The 17904-nt window shown below is 38.9% G+C and carries 18 protein-coding genes, 1 tRNA gene and 2 pseudogenes; 10 read left to right on the top strand and 11 right to left on the bottom strand.

Annotation, left to right across the window (positions count from 1 at the left end; translation table 11 throughout):
* Positions 1-171: 171 nt before the first annotated feature.
* The 9 genes and pseudogenes from BN2458_RS10445 to tatB form a co-directional block, all read right to left on the bottom strand.
* The gene (locus BN2458_RS10445) at positions 172-333 is read right to left on the bottom strand and encodes a hypothetical protein (protein ID WP_231944766.1); all 162 of its coding nucleotides are present in this window, start codon (positions 331-333) and stop codon (positions 172-174) included.
* 78 nt (positions 334-411) lie between these two features.
* The gene (locus tag BN2458_RS07625) at positions 412-1431 is read right to left on the bottom strand and encodes a tyrosine-type recombinase/integrase (RefSeq protein ID WP_052082127.1); all 1020 of its coding nucleotides are present in this window, start codon (positions 1429-1431) and stop codon (positions 412-414) included.
* A gap of 175 nt (positions 1432-1606) precedes the next feature.
* Positions 1607-1694: transfer RNA gene (locus BN2458_RS07620), tRNA-Ser, on the bottom strand.
* Positions 1695-1743: 49 nt separating this feature from the next.
* The gene (locus BN2458_RS07615; protein WP_034328124.1) at positions 1744-2157 is read right to left on the bottom strand and encodes a hypothetical protein; all 414 of its coding nucleotides are present in this window, start codon (positions 2155-2157) and stop codon (positions 1744-1746) included.
* Positions 2154-2381 carry a PP0621 family protein gene (locus BN2458_RS07610; protein WP_034328127.1) on the bottom strand — a complete coding sequence of 76 codons (228 nt, stop codon included), beginning with the start codon at positions 2379-2381 and terminating at the stop codon, positions 2154-2156. The genes BN2458_RS07615 and BN2458_RS07610 overlap by 4 nt, the downstream gene beginning before the upstream one ends.
* Positions 2382-2398: 17 nt before the next feature.
* Positions 2399-2992, bottom strand: coding sequence for a 16S rRNA (guanine(527)-N(7))-methyltransferase RsmG (rsmG, locus tag BN2458_RS07605; protein WP_231944765.1), 594 nt, complete (start codon positions 2990-2992; stop codon positions 2399-2401).
* Positions 2992-4128 carry a tRNA preQ1(34) S-adenosylmethionine ribosyltransferase-isomerase QueA gene (queA, locus tag BN2458_RS07600; RefSeq protein ID WP_034328131.1) on the bottom strand — a complete coding sequence of 379 codons (1137 nt, stop codon included), beginning with the start codon at positions 4126-4128 and terminating at the stop codon, positions 2992-2994. Before queA ends, rsmG begins: the two co-directional genes overlap by 1 nt.
* The gene (gene tatC / locus BN2458_RS07595) at positions 4125-4904 is read right to left on the bottom strand and encodes a twin-arginine translocase subunit TatC (RefSeq protein WP_034328133.1); all 780 of its coding nucleotides are present in this window, start codon (positions 4902-4904) and stop codon (positions 4125-4127) included. The genes queA and tatC overlap by 4 nt, the downstream gene beginning before the upstream one ends.
* Before the next feature lie 322 nt (positions 4905-5226).
* Positions 5227-5425, bottom strand: a pseudogene (gene tatB / locus BN2458_RS10735) (Sec-independent protein translocase protein TatB); the annotation flags it as partial.
* A 176-nt stretch (positions 5426-5601) separates the two neighbouring features.
* On the opposite strand from tatB, the gene serS reads away from it, so the two are divergent.
* The 3 genes from serS to BN2458_RS07575 are packed head-to-tail and all read left to right on the top strand — an operon-like array spanning position 5602 to position 9873.
* The gene (serS, locus tag BN2458_RS07585; protein ID WP_034342952.1) at positions 5602-6879 is read left to right on the top strand and encodes a serine--tRNA ligase; all 1278 of its coding nucleotides are present in this window, start codon (positions 5602-5604) and stop codon (positions 6877-6879) included.
* Between the two features lie 9 nt (positions 6880-6888).
* A complete protein-coding gene (locus BN2458_RS07580; protein ID WP_034328139.1) occupies positions 6889-9375 on the top strand; it encodes a tetratricopeptide repeat protein in 2487 nt (828 codons plus the stop codon).
* 51 nt (positions 9376-9426) lie between these two features.
* Positions 9427-9873 carry an MraY family glycosyltransferase gene (locus tag BN2458_RS07575; protein WP_320409757.1) on the top strand — a complete coding sequence of 149 codons (447 nt, stop codon included), beginning with the start codon at positions 9427-9429 and terminating at the stop codon, positions 9871-9873.
* A gap of 332 nt (positions 9874-10205) precedes the next feature.
* Here the strand turns inward: BN2458_RS07575 and BN2458_RS07570 are convergent.
* Together BN2458_RS07570 and BN2458_RS07565 are read right to left on the bottom strand one after the other, a co-directional pair.
* Positions 10206-10659 (bottom strand): annotated as a pseudogene (locus tag BN2458_RS07570) (recombinase family protein).
* A gap of 18 nt (positions 10660-10677) precedes the next feature.
* The gene (locus BN2458_RS07565) at positions 10678-11706 is read right to left on the bottom strand and encodes a glycosyltransferase family 4 protein (RefSeq protein WP_231944764.1); all 1029 of its coding nucleotides are present in this window, start codon (positions 11704-11706) and stop codon (positions 10678-10680) included.
* 314 nt (positions 11707-12020) lie between these two features.
* Here BN2458_RS07565 and BN2458_RS07560 point away from each other — a divergent pair, with 314 nt between their 5' ends.
* From BN2458_RS07560 to BN2458_RS07530, 7 genes are all read left to right on the top strand, one after another.
* Positions 12021-12299: a DUF362 domain-containing protein gene (locus BN2458_RS07560; protein ID WP_034328282.1), complete on the top strand. Its 279-nt coding sequence runs from the start codon at positions 12021-12023 to the stop codon at positions 12297-12299.
* A gap of 122 nt (positions 12300-12421) precedes the next feature.
* Positions 12422-12967 carry a hypothetical protein gene (locus BN2458_RS07555; protein ID WP_034328284.1) on the top strand — a complete coding sequence of 182 codons (546 nt, stop codon included), beginning with the start codon at positions 12422-12424 and terminating at the stop codon, positions 12965-12967.
* 19 nt (positions 12968-12986) lie between these two features.
* Positions 12987-14375: a UDP-glucose dehydrogenase family protein gene (locus BN2458_RS07550; RefSeq protein ID WP_034343485.1), complete on the top strand. Its 1389-nt coding sequence runs from the start codon at positions 12987-12989 to the stop codon at positions 14373-14375.
* 39 nt (positions 14376-14414) lie between these two features.
* Positions 14415-15311, top strand: coding sequence for a toxin-antitoxin system YwqK family antitoxin (locus tag BN2458_RS07545; RefSeq protein WP_034328287.1), 897 nt, complete (start codon positions 14415-14417; stop codon positions 15309-15311).
* A gap of 165 nt (positions 15312-15476) precedes the next feature.
* On the top strand, positions 15477-16241 hold the full coding sequence (locus BN2458_RS07540) for a carbon-nitrogen hydrolase family protein (protein WP_034328289.1): 765 nt from the start codon (positions 15477-15479) through the stop codon (positions 16239-16241).
* A 103-nt stretch (positions 16242-16344) separates the two neighbouring features.
* A complete protein-coding gene (locus tag BN2458_RS07535; protein ID WP_034328291.1) occupies positions 16345-17124 on the top strand; it encodes a Nif3-like dinuclear metal center hexameric protein in 780 nt (259 codons plus the stop codon).
* Between the two features lie 23 nt (positions 17125-17147).
* Positions 17148-17900: a zinc ribbon domain-containing protein gene (locus BN2458_RS07530; protein ID WP_034328293.1), complete on the top strand. Its 753-nt coding sequence runs from the start codon at positions 17148-17150 to the stop codon at positions 17898-17900.
* Positions 17901-17904 lie beyond the last annotated feature (4 nt).

Below are 17904 nucleotides of genomic sequence, written 5' to 3'. Positions count from 1 at the left end.
TAAATAGGCACTTTTAGGCTTTAAAATTATTACTACCTTACACACATATATATAAAAAGTGTAGATTTTTACACCCTATAAATACTGCTATATAGGTAATTTTGCACCTTTTGTTTTTTATAAATTGTGTCATAAATACGCGTAAAATAGGGCAGGGCAATTAAAATGTGCTTAGAGCTTAAAATCACACAAAGCATTCAAATAATCCCCATACCATTGCATTAGAATCCTCTGCTGTTGCAGTGTGCTTTTTTCTCGCTCATATGCATATTTAATACTATTTGTCTCTTTATGTGCCAAACAAACCTCAATCACTTCATCACTAATACCCATTTGTAATAATTCAGCTTTATGTAAAGTGCATATAGTTCTAAATGTGGCTCTAAATCCGTGAGTAGTAACCTTGCCTTGTCATTTGCCTTTATTTAGTCGTCTTAAAGCCTTGCTTAGTGTGTCTCTATGAATATGTCCCTCTTTGCTAAGAGTAGGGAATACAAATGAGCTATTAAGCATACCAAAGTCTGCTTTTTGTAGCTCTAGGATTCTTAAGGCATAAGAGCTAAGAGCAATAGTAAAAGGCTCTCGCATTTTCATTTCTTTGGCAGGTATGCTCCACACTTTAGTTTCTAAATCTATGTGTTGCCATTTGCTACCTGCAGTATTTGCTGGGCGATTTACACATAGAATCTGCAAATATAATGCCCTCTTAATTTGTTTTTCTATATGTGCTGCACTTAAATCTTGCAAAAACTCACGCAAATCATTCTCTTTAGTCAATGCTGCAAGGCGTGGGTCAATATCATTGTCTATGTAATACCTCTTAATGCTTGGAAATTCTTTTTCTAGCCCTAGTGTTGGGTCATACTCTATATAGCGGTCTTTTAGTGCAGGGGCTAGGATATTTCGCAAGGCAGTCTTTGCTCTTTTAATTGTCTCTAGTCTAGGTAAGCGTGGATTGTTAGAATCAAATATCGTATTAAAGACTGATAGAATATTTGAATACTTAATCTCTCTTGCGTCCAAATGTCCAAAATGAGGCAATAAATGCCTATTACATAAATTTTCTACAACTCTAATTGTTCTTTGAGTTTGTCCTTTTTTACGCTTTTGTGCGATGAAATCCTTGTAAAGATTCTTAAAGAGATACTTGTCTGTATCTAACTCACCACCACTTTCAATAATTCTAAGCTTTTCTGTTGCTTCCTTTCTTGCTTCTGCTACACTATAAATACCTTGCCTAAATCGTTTGAGTGGGATATTTTTTTCCTTATTACCATTTCTCAAACGCAGTGCAAAGGTTTTTGTGCCACTTGGATACACAAACAAGATGAGCTCACTAGGATTGCCTACAACTACACGATATTTCTTTTCTTTTGGTTTCAATTCTCTTATATCCTTATCAAAAAGGATTGTTTTGGCTATGCGGCTCATTACTTACCTCTCTTAAATAAAACTTTTGAGATAGTATAAACAAGTTCCCTTAAAAGTTCCCAAATAAAAAGAAATCAACTGATATTAAACCATATTCAAATGAAAAAATAAAAGCTAAAAATAGTGCTATTTGTGTAGTTTTTGAAAACAAAAAGAAATAAAAGGAAAGTAATCGTGGCAGAGAGGAAGGGATTCGAACCCTCGAAAGCTTGCACTTTACACGCGTTCCAGGCGTGCTCCTTCAACCACTCGGACACCTCTCTATACGCAGTCTAAACATCTCGCTTTACACAAAAAAGCAAAATTCAAGCGTTAGCAAAGGGGTATGCTATCTAAAACTTGCTTAAAAATCACCCCGTCAATGCCAAGTTGCGCGACTTTTGTTAGCTGTGCATTTGATTTAATCACACACAAAAGCTTGCAATCAAGCAAATAATGCTCTACAAGTGCTTGATACGACTTCGCCTTGGGCTGCTCGTCTTTACCCAAAATAAGATATTTCGGGCAAAGTGCCGCATAGAGCAGCAGCTCCTCTATGGAGTGTATCAGCACCGCATAGCTCACTTCATTATCATTGCAATGTGTAGCAATTTCAAAGCCCCTTTGTTTAAGCAATGCACTATCAAACCACACAATACAATCTTGATGTGTGCGCTCAATATCCGCTATGCTCTTTATCTTAATAAATTGCTCGTGTCTTATTGCGCTATGCCCGATGATAATCATTGCTTCACACCTTTTTTCAAGCAGTCTTTGGAGCAAAAATACATTCCATCAGCGAGTATAGATTCAGTATTTGATACATATACGCCACAATGTGCGCATTGGTGCATTTCCTCGACATTTTCTTGCTCTTTCTTGCTCTTTTTGCCACCACTGCCGCGTATAAAAGGACGCGCAATCATATAGGCGAGTAGCGCCAACGCAAAAAGTATAATTAAAAATTTCATTCGCTTCTCCTTAGATCCTATATGTCGCGACTATGTTTGTAATAATAAATGCGATTTTCCCGCACGAAGCATTCCTCTACGCTCATACTCGGCATTTCTTTGCGGAACTGCGTGCCTTTATAGAGCAAAAAATACCCATCGCTTTTCATAAATTTACGCGATAATGTGATAAGCATTTTTGCGTCCATAAGGGCGCGTGAGGTAACAAGCGCAATATTATTCACCTCACTAATTGGCAATTCCTGTATGGGTAATGTCTTTACACGCACATTTTCTAAGCCAAGCTGCAAAGCAATATGTTGCAAAAATGAAGCGCGTTTTTGTCTTGGCTCTGTGAGAAAAAAAGTCGAGTGAGGATAGGCAATAGCCAAGGGTATAGCGGGGAATCCGCCTCCAGAGCCTATATCTAGACAACTATCAAAATCATCGATAAACTTAATGGGATAGAGTGAATCATAGATATTTTCTTCCACAGATTCGATGCTGCTTGCACCTGTGAGATTGTGAATCTTATTCCATTTCAAAAGCTCCTCGCCAAAGGTTGCAAGGTGCTTGTAGCAGAGTTCAGGCAGAAAAATGCGCTGATTGTTTAGTCGTTCTTTTAAGTCCATCATAGTATTAACATTCCATCACCATAAGAATAGAATCTATACCCCTTGCTTAGAGCAAGTGTGTAAAGCTCAAGGCATTTCTCCCGCCCTATCATCGCACTCACGAGCATAAGCAAGGTGCTTTTTGGGAGATGAAAATTTGTCAGCAGATAATCCACGCGTTTAAATTCCACACTAGGATATAAAAACATATCACATTCCCCACTTAGACTCTTACATCGCATATAATGCTCCACACATCTAGCACTTGTCGTGCCAACACACAATACTTTGCGCGCATTTTCTATGGCATTTGCACAATTTTTCTCTAATGAGTAGGTTTCTGTGTGAATCTCGTGCTGACGAATATCATCACTCTCCACGCTCATAAATGTTCCCGCACCAATATGTAAGGTAATAAAGCAAGTTTCAAAGCAATTTTGAAGAGATTCTAAACTCCTTTCACTAAAGTGCAATGAAGCGGTGGGTGCGGCGATTGAGCCGAGATTGTGCGCAAACACGCTTTGATAAAATGTTTCATCACTCAAACTATCATCGCGTTTAATGTATGGTGGCAGGGGGATATGTCCGCACACTTCAAGCATAGAAAGCACATCGAGGTAAGATAAGATTTTCTCCCCTTGCATAAAGCATACTACGCGCAATCCATTTCTAAGGCATTCCTTGACTTCCGCGATTATAGGGGGATTTGCGCTGTGCTGCGTATGGCTTATATTTGCGTTGTCTGCTTTAGATTCTGAACTTAGCACAAGCCTACTGCCTATTTTCACGCGTCCCTTGATTTGTGCGAGGAAACGCGTAGCACTCGCAGGATGATTTGTGGGATTAACACAATCTAGAGCTTTATGAAAAAATATTTCATATTTTTTTTGACTGAGGCTTTGTGTGTTTGAATCGAGTTTATGCGCGTAGATTCTAGCTTTTAATACCTTTGTATCATTCATCACGATGAGCGTATCTTGTGGCACAAAATCACAAAAATGATAAAAATCGCTATGGATAATGCGCCCACTGCTCCTTTCATATACGAGAAGTTTTGCATTCTCTCGCGGATTGGCTGGATTTTGTGCTATGGCATTTTGTGGCAAGTTGTAATCATAATTTGAAAGCAAAAAATCGCTTGGATTATAGCTCATACTTGCGCCTTCTGTGAGCTATCCTCTATGTCGTCCCCCTCATCATCAATTTCTTGTTCTTTTGGCGCAGGATTTACAAATTTTAGCACAAAAATTGAGACCCCATAGAGCATAATAAGCGGTATGGCTAATAGAATCTGCGAAATTACATCGGGTGGGGCGATGAGCGCGGCGATGATGAAAATTAGCACAACTGCATATTTAAAAAAGTTTTTGAGGCTTTCATCTGTGATAAGTCCCACTTGCCCTAAAAAAAAGCACAGCACGGGTAATTCAAAGGCAATGCCAAAGCCAATAACCAAGCGCGTAAAGAATCTAAAATAATTCTCCGCGGTAATGTAGGCTTCAAATTGGTCGTTGCCAAAGAGTAAAACATTTTTGATGATAAAGGGCAGCACTGCATAGTAGGCAAAAATCACACCCACAGCAAACATTGTCGTGCCAAAAATTACAAAGGGAATTACCACTTTTTTTTCGTGCTTATATAAGCCCGGTGCGACAAAAATCCATATCTGCCAAAAAATAATCGGCATAGAGATGACAAGTGCAGCAAATAGGGCGGATTTCATCGCTATAAATACACCCTCTATCATACCTGAAGCGATAAATTTACCGCGCACATCGTGCCCTAAAACCGAATCTAGCGGTGTTTTGATAAAGGCGAAGATATGCTCCCAAAAGACAAAGCAGACACAAAAGGCTATAAAAAGCACACTGATGCTAATTATAAGCCTTTTGCGTAAGTCTTCTATGTGGGGCTTTAAATCTTCTAGCATTTCTAACTATCCTTTTCTTGTTTGGGCATATGGTGTGAATCTTGCGCCTCACTTGGAGTTATAACCTTTGAATCTTCTAAAGATTTTGTAGATTCTATATCTTTTGAATCTGGCGTGGCACTCACTTGTGTCGTGCTTGGTTTATCGTAGCCTATTTCGGTATTGAGTGTTTGCAAGGTGGAGTTTAGCTCCTGCGTGGATTGCTCTAGCTCCTTTGTGGCATCTTGCAGTGGCTTCACAACAGAATCCGTGCTTATCTCGCGCAGTTTGTCAAGCTCCATATCCTTGGTGAGCTTATTAACCTCATTTGTGAGTGTGTCCTTGTATTTGAGTGCTTCTTTTTTGATTTCTGATAGTTGAATTTCCTTATCAAAAGTATCCTTTGCCTCTGCCATAGTTTTTTTTACCGCACGAAAGAATTTCACAATATCGATTATGGCTTGTGGTAGTTTGTTTGGACCTAGAGCAATTACTGCCACGATGAGAATAACTAAGATTTCAAAAATACCAACACCAAACATAGCACACCTTAAGTTTATACAAAGCGTTATCCCGCACACTTTGAGAGTAGAATAGAACGCGCATTTTATAATAACTTTAGTAATTTTGCGACATTTGGCATATATTTTTCACGCGCCTTTTAGGAATAAAAAATGCTTTTTTGCTACAATAACGAATTTGCAAATAAGGGCGGTAGATGATTGATACAAAGGCTTTAGTGAATGATTATGAGCGAGTATGTGAGCAGTTAAGCATTAAGAAAGTGAGCAAAGAGACTTTGAATGAACTAAAAAACCTCGCTATTTCTTACAAAACCTACAAGCAAGAGCTTGAGGATCTCCAAGCCTTTCAAAATGATGGTTCGCGAAAGATTGGACAATGGTATAGAAGTGGTGGTTGCCAAGATTTAATTGATGATTTAAAACCGCAGCTTGATGCAAATAAAATCGCTATAAATAAAGCAGAATCTGCTCTAAATACCATAGAAACTAAACTACAAGATTTTCTTTACAATATCCCAAATCTCCCAGATTCTGCTACTCCAGCGGGTGAAGACGAAAACGACAACATAGAGATTAAAAAGGTGCTTACCCCTAAAGTGTTTGATTTTACCCCAAAGGAGCATTGGGAACTAGGCGTGGCAAATGGCTGGATAGATTTTGAATCTGGTGTGAAACTCGCAAAGTCGCGCTTTTCTGTTTTGCGCGGTATGGGTGCAAGGCTCAATCGTGCGCTTATTAATTTTATGCTTGAATGTAACCAAAAGGCAGGATTTGAATCTGTTGTAACTCCCGTGATTGTCAATGCTCGCGCACTTTTTGGCACAGGGCAGCTACCTAAATTTGAAAACGATATGTTTAAGGTGGATTCTCATTTTGATGATGAGGAAAGTGAAAATGATTTGTATCTTATCTCCACTTCCGAAATCACGCTCACAAATCTTTACCAAGATGGTATTATCCCAAGCGAAAAATTACCTATAATGCTTACCTCACACACGCCTTGTTTTCGCAAAGAAGCCGGGAGTGCTGGGCGCGATACACGCGGTATGATACGCCAACATCAATTTGATAAGGTGGAGCTTGTGGCTATCACTCACCCAAATGAAAGTGCAGCAATGCAGGCAAAAATGGTGCAAACCGCAAGTGATATTTTAAGCGCACTCAATCTTCCTCATCGTTTAGTGCAGCTATGTGGTGGGGATTTGGGCTTTAGCGCGAGTAATACGATTGATATTGAGGTGTGGCTACCCGGGCAAAATTGCTATCGTGAGATTAGTTCTATCTCAAATACGCGTGATTTTCAGGCGCGTAGAGCAAAAATCCGCTATAAAGAAAAAGGTAAAAACGCACTCGTGCATACGCTCAATGGCTCATCTTTAGCGGTGGGACGCACACTTATTGCGATTATGGAAAACTATCAACAGGCTAATGGCGATATAGCTATCCCCGATGTGTTACAAAAATACCTCTAAGGGTGTGTTATGGTAGATGAAAACAATCTCGGCGATGGTTTAGAAATCCAAGATTCACAACCACAAGACAATGCAGAATCTACAAATGTGGATTCTGCACCGGAGGGAGAAAATACTGAATCTAGTAAAGAAACACCAGCTGAAGCAAAAGAAAGCAAGGTAAAAGCTCTCCTTGCGCAAGTAACAGGGAGGATTCAACCCCTACTCACGCAGGTAAAAGAGAATAAGTTATTATTGATAGGGCTTATCGTCATAGCGGTGCTTGTTTTGTTGCTTATTATTGTGTTTATCATATTTGCGTTAAGCGGAGATGATGAAAAAGAGGAGAGTGCTCCACCACCGATTTCGCGCAAGATTGTCCAACCAGCCCCAATTTTGAGCGGACCAAAACGACTTGAAGTTGATGATACCGAGCTTGGCAATATGATAAAAAAGGCAAATATTCTTTACGAACAGGGCGATAAGCTAGAGGCATTAGATATTTTTGATAGTATCGCTGCTTATTCGCAATCAATTGCTTATTATAATTTGGGCGTGATTAAAATAAAAGAGGGGGATTATCAAAAGGCGATTAATTCCTTTGATGGCGCAATTAGCGTGGGAGAGGATATTAGCGTGAGTGCATTTAATGCTGCATATAGCGCGTATATGCTCGGCGATATGAATCTGTATGAATACTATCTCGGCATTAGCTCAAATTATTTGTATCACACAGCAAATCAACCGCTTTATTCTTATCTTTATGGATTGTTGCAGTATTACAAAGGATTCTATTTTGAATCTCTCTCGCCTTTTTTAAATCCTAGCTCTCAAAGTTACAGCACAGAATCTAAAAGACTCGCCTCGGAGGTATTTTTGATTTTTGGCGATGAGTATAATGCCCTCGCACAGCTCAAACAAGCCTCAAATAGGGACGATAATCTCGCTATTGCACTTTTGCACGCTAGACTTGGCGAATATGGACAGGCAAAGCAGTATCTTTATGAATACCTTGGTGCTCACCCGGGCGACCCACAGGCTCTAATGGCTTTACAGCTTATTGAGCTAAAGGGGGGGAATTACAAAGAAGGTGCGCTGATTTTAGATAGGCTCAATGCGAAAGAGGAGGACGCAAAGGTATTTGATGTGTATCCTATCAAGGCGAAGTTGCGCGATGAGTTGTTTGACATCAATCTTGCCCAAGAGAATTTTTGGAATCGTCGCTTTGAACATAATAAAATGCTTGGCTATAAGATTCTGTTTTATTATGCTCCATTTTTAGTTTTTGATGCTAAACAGGCTTTGGCGATTATTGATGATGGGAATCTTAATGCGTATTCGAGCAATATAGAGAGCGCAAAGAGTATATTGCAAGAGGGGCAAAAGGTTTCGCAGATTAATAATCATCTTGCGAACGATCTGCGCTCTTTGGCACTTAATCAGGATATACGCGATACGATTAAATCAATGGAAAAATCTCTTAAAACTTATCCAAATCATTCTGTTTTGCACTATGATGTTGGGCTTTTGTATGCACAGATGAACGATTTTGACAATGCATATTTGCATTTTATTCGTGCATATCATTTAGATTCAAACAACACTATGGCGGGAATTTTTGCGCTTATGTGCGCGGAGCTGACATACAGAGACAGGGCGCGCTTGATTAACTCCATTTCAAATGATTTAGCAGAGATTGATTTCACAAATCAGGTCGAGAATCAATTTTTACTTTCGCTTTTTCGCTATACAAGTGATGCTCCGGCAGATTCGCTTGATTGGCTTAATGATATGAAAAAGCAGCCTGTTTTTGAGCGCAAACCTATCTATTTCGCGCTCGAAGCGGTGTATGCGATATATACAAACAATGATAAGCAGCTAGTTGATGCGTTTGAGTATTTGAAAAAGATCTATGCAAAAGATGTGGTGGCAAATACGATGTATGAGCTAGGCAAACGTTTTAGACTAAATCTTAAAGATGTTGCCCTGCAAATGAATGCAATGTATAAGGATAAAAAGCTCGATATGAATTCTATCTACTATGGACCATCTCTTGCGCGTGAGTTGTATATCTATGTGGGATTTGTAACGGGCTCTTTGCGCTCAATCCAAGAGGAGCTAGAAGCAAGGCTCGTTGTTGAGACACGCACAAATAATGGCATTTTACAAGCCTTAGCACTTTCAAATATTTATAGTAATGACTTTGAAAAGGCTTTCGCGCTGTATAACTCACTGCTTGATGACTTGCACGAGGAAGATTCACAAACGCGTTTCTTGTCCGCTATTGCGGCTATGGGCGCAAATCGCCACGAAAACGCCGTGGCGTTGTTGCAGCTTACAAAAAATGAATCTCCTACAAATTTTGAAGCTCGTTATGCGCTAGGACTACTCTACCAAGAGGGCAAAAATATGCGGGCAGCCACGCAGCATTATGATAGGCTTGCCAATAGTAAGTTTGAATCCGAATTTTTTGACTTTGAGATTGATACGAGCTATTTGCTTGATGTTAAAGATTAAGTAAGGCATATAGAGTAATTTCTCATATCGTGTGCTCTACTTAATGTATATTTGAAAGATTTATCATTAGGATTCACTCTGCCCTATATAATCGGTCTATTTTTTACCACATTTGCACTTGTAGGTGTAAGTAATGCGATGAATATTATTGATGGATTCAATGGTTTGGCAAGTGGTATATGTTTGCTTATATTATGTGCTATTGCTTATGTAGCCTATGATGTGCAAGATATGGAAATATTTTATTGCTCTTTAGCTCTTATTGGAGCAGTTTTTGGATTTTTTGTTTGTAATTTTCCTTTTGGTTATATTTTTTTAGGTGATGGAGGAGCTTATTTTTTGGGATTTATCATAGGTATCTTACTTGTTTTACTCACACAAAGACAAGATTGCATAAGTGCTTTTTTTGGTTTAAGTGTAATGATTTATCCTGTATGGGAAGTGCTTTTTTCGATATGGAGACGCAAAAAAATGTGCAAACGCTACAAGTCCAGATAATTACATCTTCATACTGCTACTCTTTAAACGAAGCTTAACAACAATGCTTACACTCAGTGTTATATCTGTGCTTATATGCCTATTGTGTGTATAAGCGTATTTTTTATGCTATACACATATACTATACTATTTATTTTAAGCCTTGCTGTTGCGTATTTTGTGCTTTATAAAAAGCTTTTAGCTTTCTAATGAGTTGAGTCTATTTAAAAAATATGAGATAGTTTTGCGATTGACTTTTAATTCCTTTGCTATATGTAAAATAGGAATGCCTTGTTGTCGCATACCCAAGATTTTATTTTTAAAGGGATAGAGTTTAAGTTGTTGTGTTGGTGTTAAAGTCCTTTAAATCTCCCTATATGTTTGCCATTACTCTTAAGTCTCTCCAATGCTTCTTTGGTGCGTTGGGATATTAATTGTCGCTCTATTTCTGCGCTTAATCCAAAGGCAAAGGCTAAAACTTTAGAATTGATATTATCTCCTAATTCGTAGTTTTCTTTAATGGAATAAATTGTAATCCCGCATCATACATTGATTAAGCACACTCATAATCTGCAATAAACTTCTACCAAGCCTTGAAATCTCGCTCACAATAATGGCATCGCCCCTTTTGGCTTTTTTAAGAATTGTGCCAAGCTTTCTATACTTAGGGGCAATAGCACCACTCATAGTTTCCTTGTATATGGAATCAATATGGATATTACGATTTTCACACCATCTTTGTATTTCAAAATTTTGATTCTCAATCGTTTGCTTACTTGTCGATACCCTCAAATATACATAGTTCATACAACTCCTTTTTAGGAGCTATTTAAACTTAAAACGAATTAACTTTGTATAAAAATAACTATAACCTAGCACAAATACAGCACACAAAAGAAGCAATATAGAGGTATGATGATAAAAAAACACGCTCAACACAACAAAAGGCAAACAAAACGCGCATATAACAAGCGAAGTGTAAGCATTGTTGCGAGTAATTCGTTTAAAAATCAGCATATGCAAATGCACTTTGTCAGGCTCTGTGGCGGATTGTTTTCGTTTGTAGGATTTGCGCCATATCGAAAAAAGCACTTCCCATACAGGATAAATCATTACACTTAAACCAAAAAAAGCACTTATGCAATCTTGTCTTTGTGTGAGTAAAACAAGTAAGATACCTATGATAAATCCCAAAAAATAAGCTCCTCCATCACCTAAAAAAATATAACCAAAAGGAAAATTACAAACAAAAAATCCAAAAACTGCTCCAATAAGAGCTAAAGAGCAATAAAATATTTCCATATCTTGCACATCATAGGCTACATAAGCAATAGCACATAATATAAGCAAACATATACCACTTGCCAAACCATTGAATCCATCAATAATATTCATCGCATTACTTACACCTACAAGTGCAAATGTGGTAAAAAATAGACCGATTATATAGGGCAGAGTGAATCCTAATGATAAATCTTTCAAATATACATTAAGTAGAGCACATACACCAAATGTTGCCACACATTGCATAAATAAGCGCATTTTTGGAGAGAGATTGCCTTTAAAATCTTCTATAAGCCCACTTGCAAAAATGATACTTCCCCCGCACATTATAAGGAGTAATTGTATATTGTGGATATAAAAATATATAAGCATCACCCAAAATGCAATAAAAATACCTATGCCACCAGCACGAGGCGTTTCGTGGATATGGAATCTTTGAGGTTTGTTTGATGTGGCACTATCGATAAAGAGGCTGTATCTCTTACTCACGGCGATGATAAGGACACAAAGCACGAGGCTTATACAAAAACAGAGGGAGATAATTTGTATTTCTTCTGCTATTGTTTCCACGCGTTTCCCTTGTGTTTAGATATTTATATCGTTTTGTTTTTGGGATTATTCAAAACGTGGATTCTACACAAACATTACTTAAAACTTTGATTGAAATTTTGTTATCCAATTTTATATGTATATCTAAATCCTGTGCTTATAATGAGGCTACTGCTAGAGAAATGGTGCAATAGTAGGCATTTTATGGTAGCTTTGAAAATCATATTAAAGTAAAAAATTAATTTATCATTCTTAGTTTTATGTGTTTTTTAAGATAAATATTTTATACTCGCTCCCGGGTTTTACCCAATCAAACAATAAATAAGGGAGAGATTATGGCTGTAAAGATTACAGATATTTGTATTGCTTGTGGTTCGTGTATTGATGAATGTCCTGTGAGTGCTATTGTCGATGATGATGATAATCCAACAGGTGAAGGCACTTATTATGTATATCAAAATAAGTGTGTAGAGTGTGTCGGACATAATGAACAACCTGCTTGTGCAAGTGCTTGTCCAACTGATGGCTGTATCGTATGGAGTGATTTAGGAAGCAAAAATCGCGACAACATCGGTGCTGATATGAGAGATGGCACTCACCCTGTGATGTCTTAAGCTTCCAATATTCGCAATCTCGCCTTTTTCTCTTTTGAGAGGGCGCGGGATTGTTTTCCTGCCCCTTCTTTATTTCTTAATTTATTGTAAAATGCCTCCTTATTTCTTACAAAGGAGTGATGATGAAAATTTTGCGTGTAGGCTCTGGTAGTATGGTATTTTTAGCGGCGGGTGTATTTTTGATGGCAGGGTGCTTTTCAAAAACACCGAATACACCACAAAGCACACAACTCAGCGCGATTTGCGGAGCGCCAAAATACAATATTGTGCTAGGTAAAATAGAATCCAGTAAAGAAAGTGTGTTGAGTAGGCAAGAATTTAGGGCGGTTTTAGACAAGGCTTTGAGTGAGAGTGGCTGCTTCGTCACACAGACGAAGGCAGATGAGAAGTCATATATGCTTGATATTAAATATAGTTTTATTATCGCGCAAACTACGGAAGAAAGTGCGATTAGTTCAAAAGACAATAAGACACTCAAAAGCAATGTGCAGTTCAATCTCTACAATAAATCAAAGACGATTCAGCAAAATGCCACGAGCACACTTAAGATGAGTGAGAAAAAATATCTAGGCATCGGCGATGAAGTGCAATTCACACAAGAACAAAAAGAAGATGTGCTCAAACGTTCATTAAAAACGATTTTCACAAATCTTTCAGCTATGCCATAGTGGCGCAAAAGGAGCAAGAATGCAGGTAAGTGTCGTTGGTAGCGGGTATGTAGGGCTTGTAGCAGGTGCGTGCTTCGCGCAAATGGGCAATAATGTTACCTGCCTTGATGTAGATTCTAAAAAAATTGAGAGGCTCAAGCAGGGCGAGATTCCCATCTATGAGCCCGGATTAGAATCTATGGTAAAAGATGGTATCGCACTTGATACACTGCATTTTACTACCAATAAAAAGGTGGCTTTGGAATCTGCCGAGGTGATTTTTGTCGCTGTTGGCACACCTATGGGCGAAGATGGGAGTGCAGATTTATCCTATGTGGAGGCTGTGGCGCGAGATATTGGCACATTCATAAAGTCGCCCTATGTCGTGGTGGTAAATAAGAGCACTGTGCCTGTGGGTAGTGCAAAAAAAGTGCGTGATATTATAGAATCCACCCTCAAAGAACGCAATGTGGCGATTGGAGATAGTGCGGATTACATAAAGCATAATGACGCAAAAAATCCGCAAAGTATGAGTTTTGATGTGGTAAGCAACCCGGAGTTTCTCAAAGAGGGCGTGGCAATAAAGGATTTTATGAGCCCTGATAGAGTGGTGATTGGCACAGATTCAAAACGCGCATTAGAAGTGATGAAAGCCCTTTATGCGCCATTTTTGATTAAGAGTGATAGATTCATTGCTATGGGGATAGAATCTGCAGAGATGACAAAATACGCCGCAAATGCGATGCTTGCGACAAAGATTAGCTTTATCAACGAGATGAGCCAGATTTGTGAGCGCGTGGGCGCAAATATCAATGATGTGCGCTTGGGTATTGGCTCAGATTCGCGCATCGGGTATAGTTTTATTTATCCGGGCTGTGGCTATGGCGGGAGCTGCTTCCCCAAAGATGTGCGTGCGCTAGAGAAAACCGCGCAAGATTTTGGTTATAGAGCACAGATTTTAAGTGCGGTGCAGGTTGTGAATGAGGCACAAAAAATGGTTTTGGTGGAAAAAATCACACGCCATTTTGGGGAGGACTTAAGCGGTAAAAGCTTTGGAATCTGGGGACTTAGTTTTAAGCCAGAAACTGATGATATGCGTGAAGCAAGCTCTTTGGTGCTTGTGCGTGAGCTTGTAAAACGAGGAGCAAAGATTAAGGCTTACGACCCAAAGGCACAGGAACAGGCAAGATTTTATTTCAAGGATTATCTAGAATCTGTTGAAATACAATCGAGCAAGTATGATGCGCTCAAAAACTGCGCTGCTCTCGTGCTTTTGACAGAATGGCGCGAGTTTAGAAGCCCAGATTTTGGGGAGATAAAGAAGCTTTTGGAAAATCCCGTGATTTTTGATGGGCGCAATATTTATCAATCGCTTTGTTTAGAATCTAAAGGCTTTGTGTATTATCAAATCGGCGTAAAAAATGTATAAGGTTAAAAAAATGCCGATGATAATAAGAAAGGAAGTATTATGTTAAGGTATATTATCATTTGTTTAGGCATCATAGGCGTGTCTGCTGGGATTGAACTAGAGCAGCGCACGATTACCAAAAAGACGGCGGGGGAAGTCATACAGGGTAAAATAAGCTATATTAAAGGCACGGATATTAAGCACGGGCGTGAGGCGTGGTATAATGAAGATGGACATCTCACGGAGCAAATGCACTTTGTCAATGGGCGCAAAGAGGGGCGTGAGATAAAGTATTCAAAAGAAGGTGAGGTGATTTATGATGCAAACTATAAAAATAATAAATTGCAGGGCGTGGTGTTAGAATTTTATCCGCATAATATCCTTAAATCTGAGATTACCTACGATGAGGGTGCTATCAAAGATAAGGCAAAATGGTATCATCAAAATGGCACACTTGCCAAAGAAGCGACTTATGTCGATGGTATGCTTGAGGGTAAGGTGATAGAATATTATGACAATGGCAAAGTTTCGTGGCAATACGCCTACAAAAAGGGCAAGATTGACGATGTGGCGCGTGGGTTTTTTCCAAGTGGCAAACTTGAACAAACGACCTCGTATGTTAATGGCGTAAAAAATGGAGAAGCAAAGCAATATAACGAAAATGGCACATTGCGCTCTGAATCTCGCTTTGAAAATGGAGAGAAAGTTGGCGTAGAGCGTAGTTATGACGATAAAGGTAAGCTCTATATGGAGCGCGTTTATTCCTCTAGCACACCAAAGCAGATAAAAGTGAGCTGGTTTTACCCAAATGGCAAAATCAAGGTTCAAATGCTATATGAAAGCAATCAAGCCCTATGGCAGAAGTCATATAACGAGCTTGGCGAAATTACCGCAAAACTCGATTGCAAGGCAGATAACTGCCTCTCGGGTTTGAGTGATATTATTCGCAAGGAATGATCTAAGAAGTTTTTATTCCTTTGTAGGCTACAATCCATATGGTTTAGAATCCTCGTAAGCCTAATTTCTGAACTCTATATTTTGTAACCTTAAAGAGAGCAAAATCACGGCGAAGTTTTAGGCTATTATGCTACAATCGCATTCATTTTACACCAAGGATAACCAATGAATATCGCTATGCTGCAGCTTTTTTCACTCGCCGTAAATGACACTAGGCTCGGCAAGTATCTGCAAAATTGTAAAAAACAAAAGGTGCAGATTGTGGCATTTAGTGAATATGTTTTTCAGCCATTTTTTCGCGATAGCGACCCTAAAATTTTTCATAGTAATTATGCGAAGATTCTAAAATCCTTGCACAAACTCTCTATAAAATATAAACTTACCCTCATCGTGCCACTCATTGTGAGTGAGGATAATAAACTCTATAAGAGCATCGCATTCATAGAGGGTGAAAAGGCGCAGTTTTACTACCAGCAGCGACTTATTGGCTATCCACATTGGAATGAAAAGGCATTTTTTGATAATGCTCTACCCAAATCACCTAAAACCCCGTTTGTTTTTGAAAAAGATGGCTTAAAGTTTGCTATCATCGCAGGATTTGAAATACATTTTGATGAGATATGGCTCAAGCTTAAACAAACACGAGTTGATGTGGTGATTATGCCTTGTAGCAATACTTTTGAAACTAAAGAGCGTTGGAGGATTCTTTGTCAAGCTCGTGCTTTTAGTAATTCTATGGCAATTTTGCGCATTAATAGTATTGATGAGTTAAGTTATGATGAGGCGCAGTGGAAATTCTATGGCGATAGCCTGTTTGTTGGCGCAAATGGGGAAATTGAAGATAGCCTTGAAGAGCGTGAGGGGGTGATGATTATCGAGCTTAATATGGAACATATAAGGGAGATACAGCAGGCTTGGGGTTTTCGATAGGATTTGCGGAAAGGTTTTAGGATTTTCTTGCCCGTGATTTTGCCTAAGATTCTAAAGTTTTTAATGCGGCACAAGAACTTGCAATAAAACTAAAAGGATAAAAATGATAAAAGTAAGAGAGGTTTATGAGCTATGCAATCGTGTGTCGCCCTTTGAGAAGCAAGAGGTGTGGGATAAAAGCGGCTTGAATCTAGGAAGCTTTGATGATGAAATCGAGCATATTGTGGTGTGCCTTGAGTTAAATTCTCAAATTGCTTATTCGCTTCAGCCCCGCACACTTGTCATCACACATCATCCACTATTCTTTAAGCCTATAAATGCCTTTTGCACCCATTTATATCCTGCGAATCTTGCAAAGATTCTCTTAAACAAGGATTGCGCCCTTATCGCTCTCCATACGAATTTTGACTTATCCCATTTGAATGCCTATCTCGTGCATAAGATTCTCAAATGGGAACATTTTGTGCAGGAGGGATTGTTTATGCGTGGCGAGATTGCGCCCCTTGCACTAGATGAACTCGCACAATATGTATGCAACGCGCTTGGTGCAAAAAGTGTGAATCTCGTGCGGAGCGATAATCCTACGAGGCTAGATTCAAATTCTAGCCTGATGATACACGAAGTGTATGTAGTTTGCGGCAGTGGCTGCTCTATGCTCTCTCTCATACCTCCCTTACCCTCTACTTGTTTTGTTACGAGCGACATCAAACATCACGATGCGATGATGGCTAAAAGTATGGGGATAAGCCTCATCGATATGGGACATTATGAGAGTGAGAAATATTTTGTAGAAATTTTTGAATCCATTTTGCAAAATGCGGGATATAAAGGTATAATTGCGGATTGTGAAAATCCATTCTCTTTATGCCTAAGAGATATTTAATCCCCAAATCAAAGGAAAACCCTATGAATAAGCATTTACAAGAGCTCATACAGGTAGCAAATTTTGATAAGCAAATTGACGACTTAGAGCCAAAAATTCTCCAAGTGCGTTTTGAGCTTGATGGAAAAATCAGGCAAAAAGCACAGATTCTAAAAGATATAGAAACTTTGAGTGATGAGATAAAAGGTATTGATCTTGAGATTTCAAAACACGACAGGAATATTCAAGAAGCCTCTGCAAAGCTCGAGCAAATCGCCAAGAAGCAAAAAGAAGTAAAGACAGAAAAGGAATTTCGCGCCCTTGATGTAGAGACTGATATTGCTAAGGAGAATATGACGCATTCAAATGCCGAGATTGAGCGACTTGAAGCGAGCAAAAACGCAAAGGCGGAGCAAAAGGAATCTTACGCGCCCAAGCTTGATGAGCTAGGTGCGATTATAGAGACACTCGAAGCGCAGACCCAGCAACAAGTGCAGGAGATTAAGCAAAAGCAACAAGAGCTTTTCAATCAAAAAGAAGCATTAATAGCACAAATGGATAGTAAAATCACAGGCTTTTATGCGAAGATTCGCCGCTGGGCACTTAATACAAGTGTTGTGCCTGTCTTTAAACAAGCGTGTGGCGGGTGCTTTATCAAGCTAAATGATAGTATTTATAATGAAATTTGCAAGGGGAATGATATTATTAACTGCCCACATTGTGGCAGAATCCTCTATACATCAAATCAAAGCGAAACTCCCGCAACAGAAAAACCAAAGAAAAAAGCCAAGGCATAAGAGA

Origin of the sequence: Helicobacter typhlonius (assembly GCF_001460635.1) — a bacterium.
Taxonomy (GTDB): Bacteria; Campylobacterota; Campylobacteria; order Campylobacterales; family Helicobacteraceae; genus Helicobacter_C; species Helicobacter_C typhlonius.
Note: the sequence above shows the minus strand (reverse complement) of the source record. Positions and strands in the feature narration are given on the sequence as shown.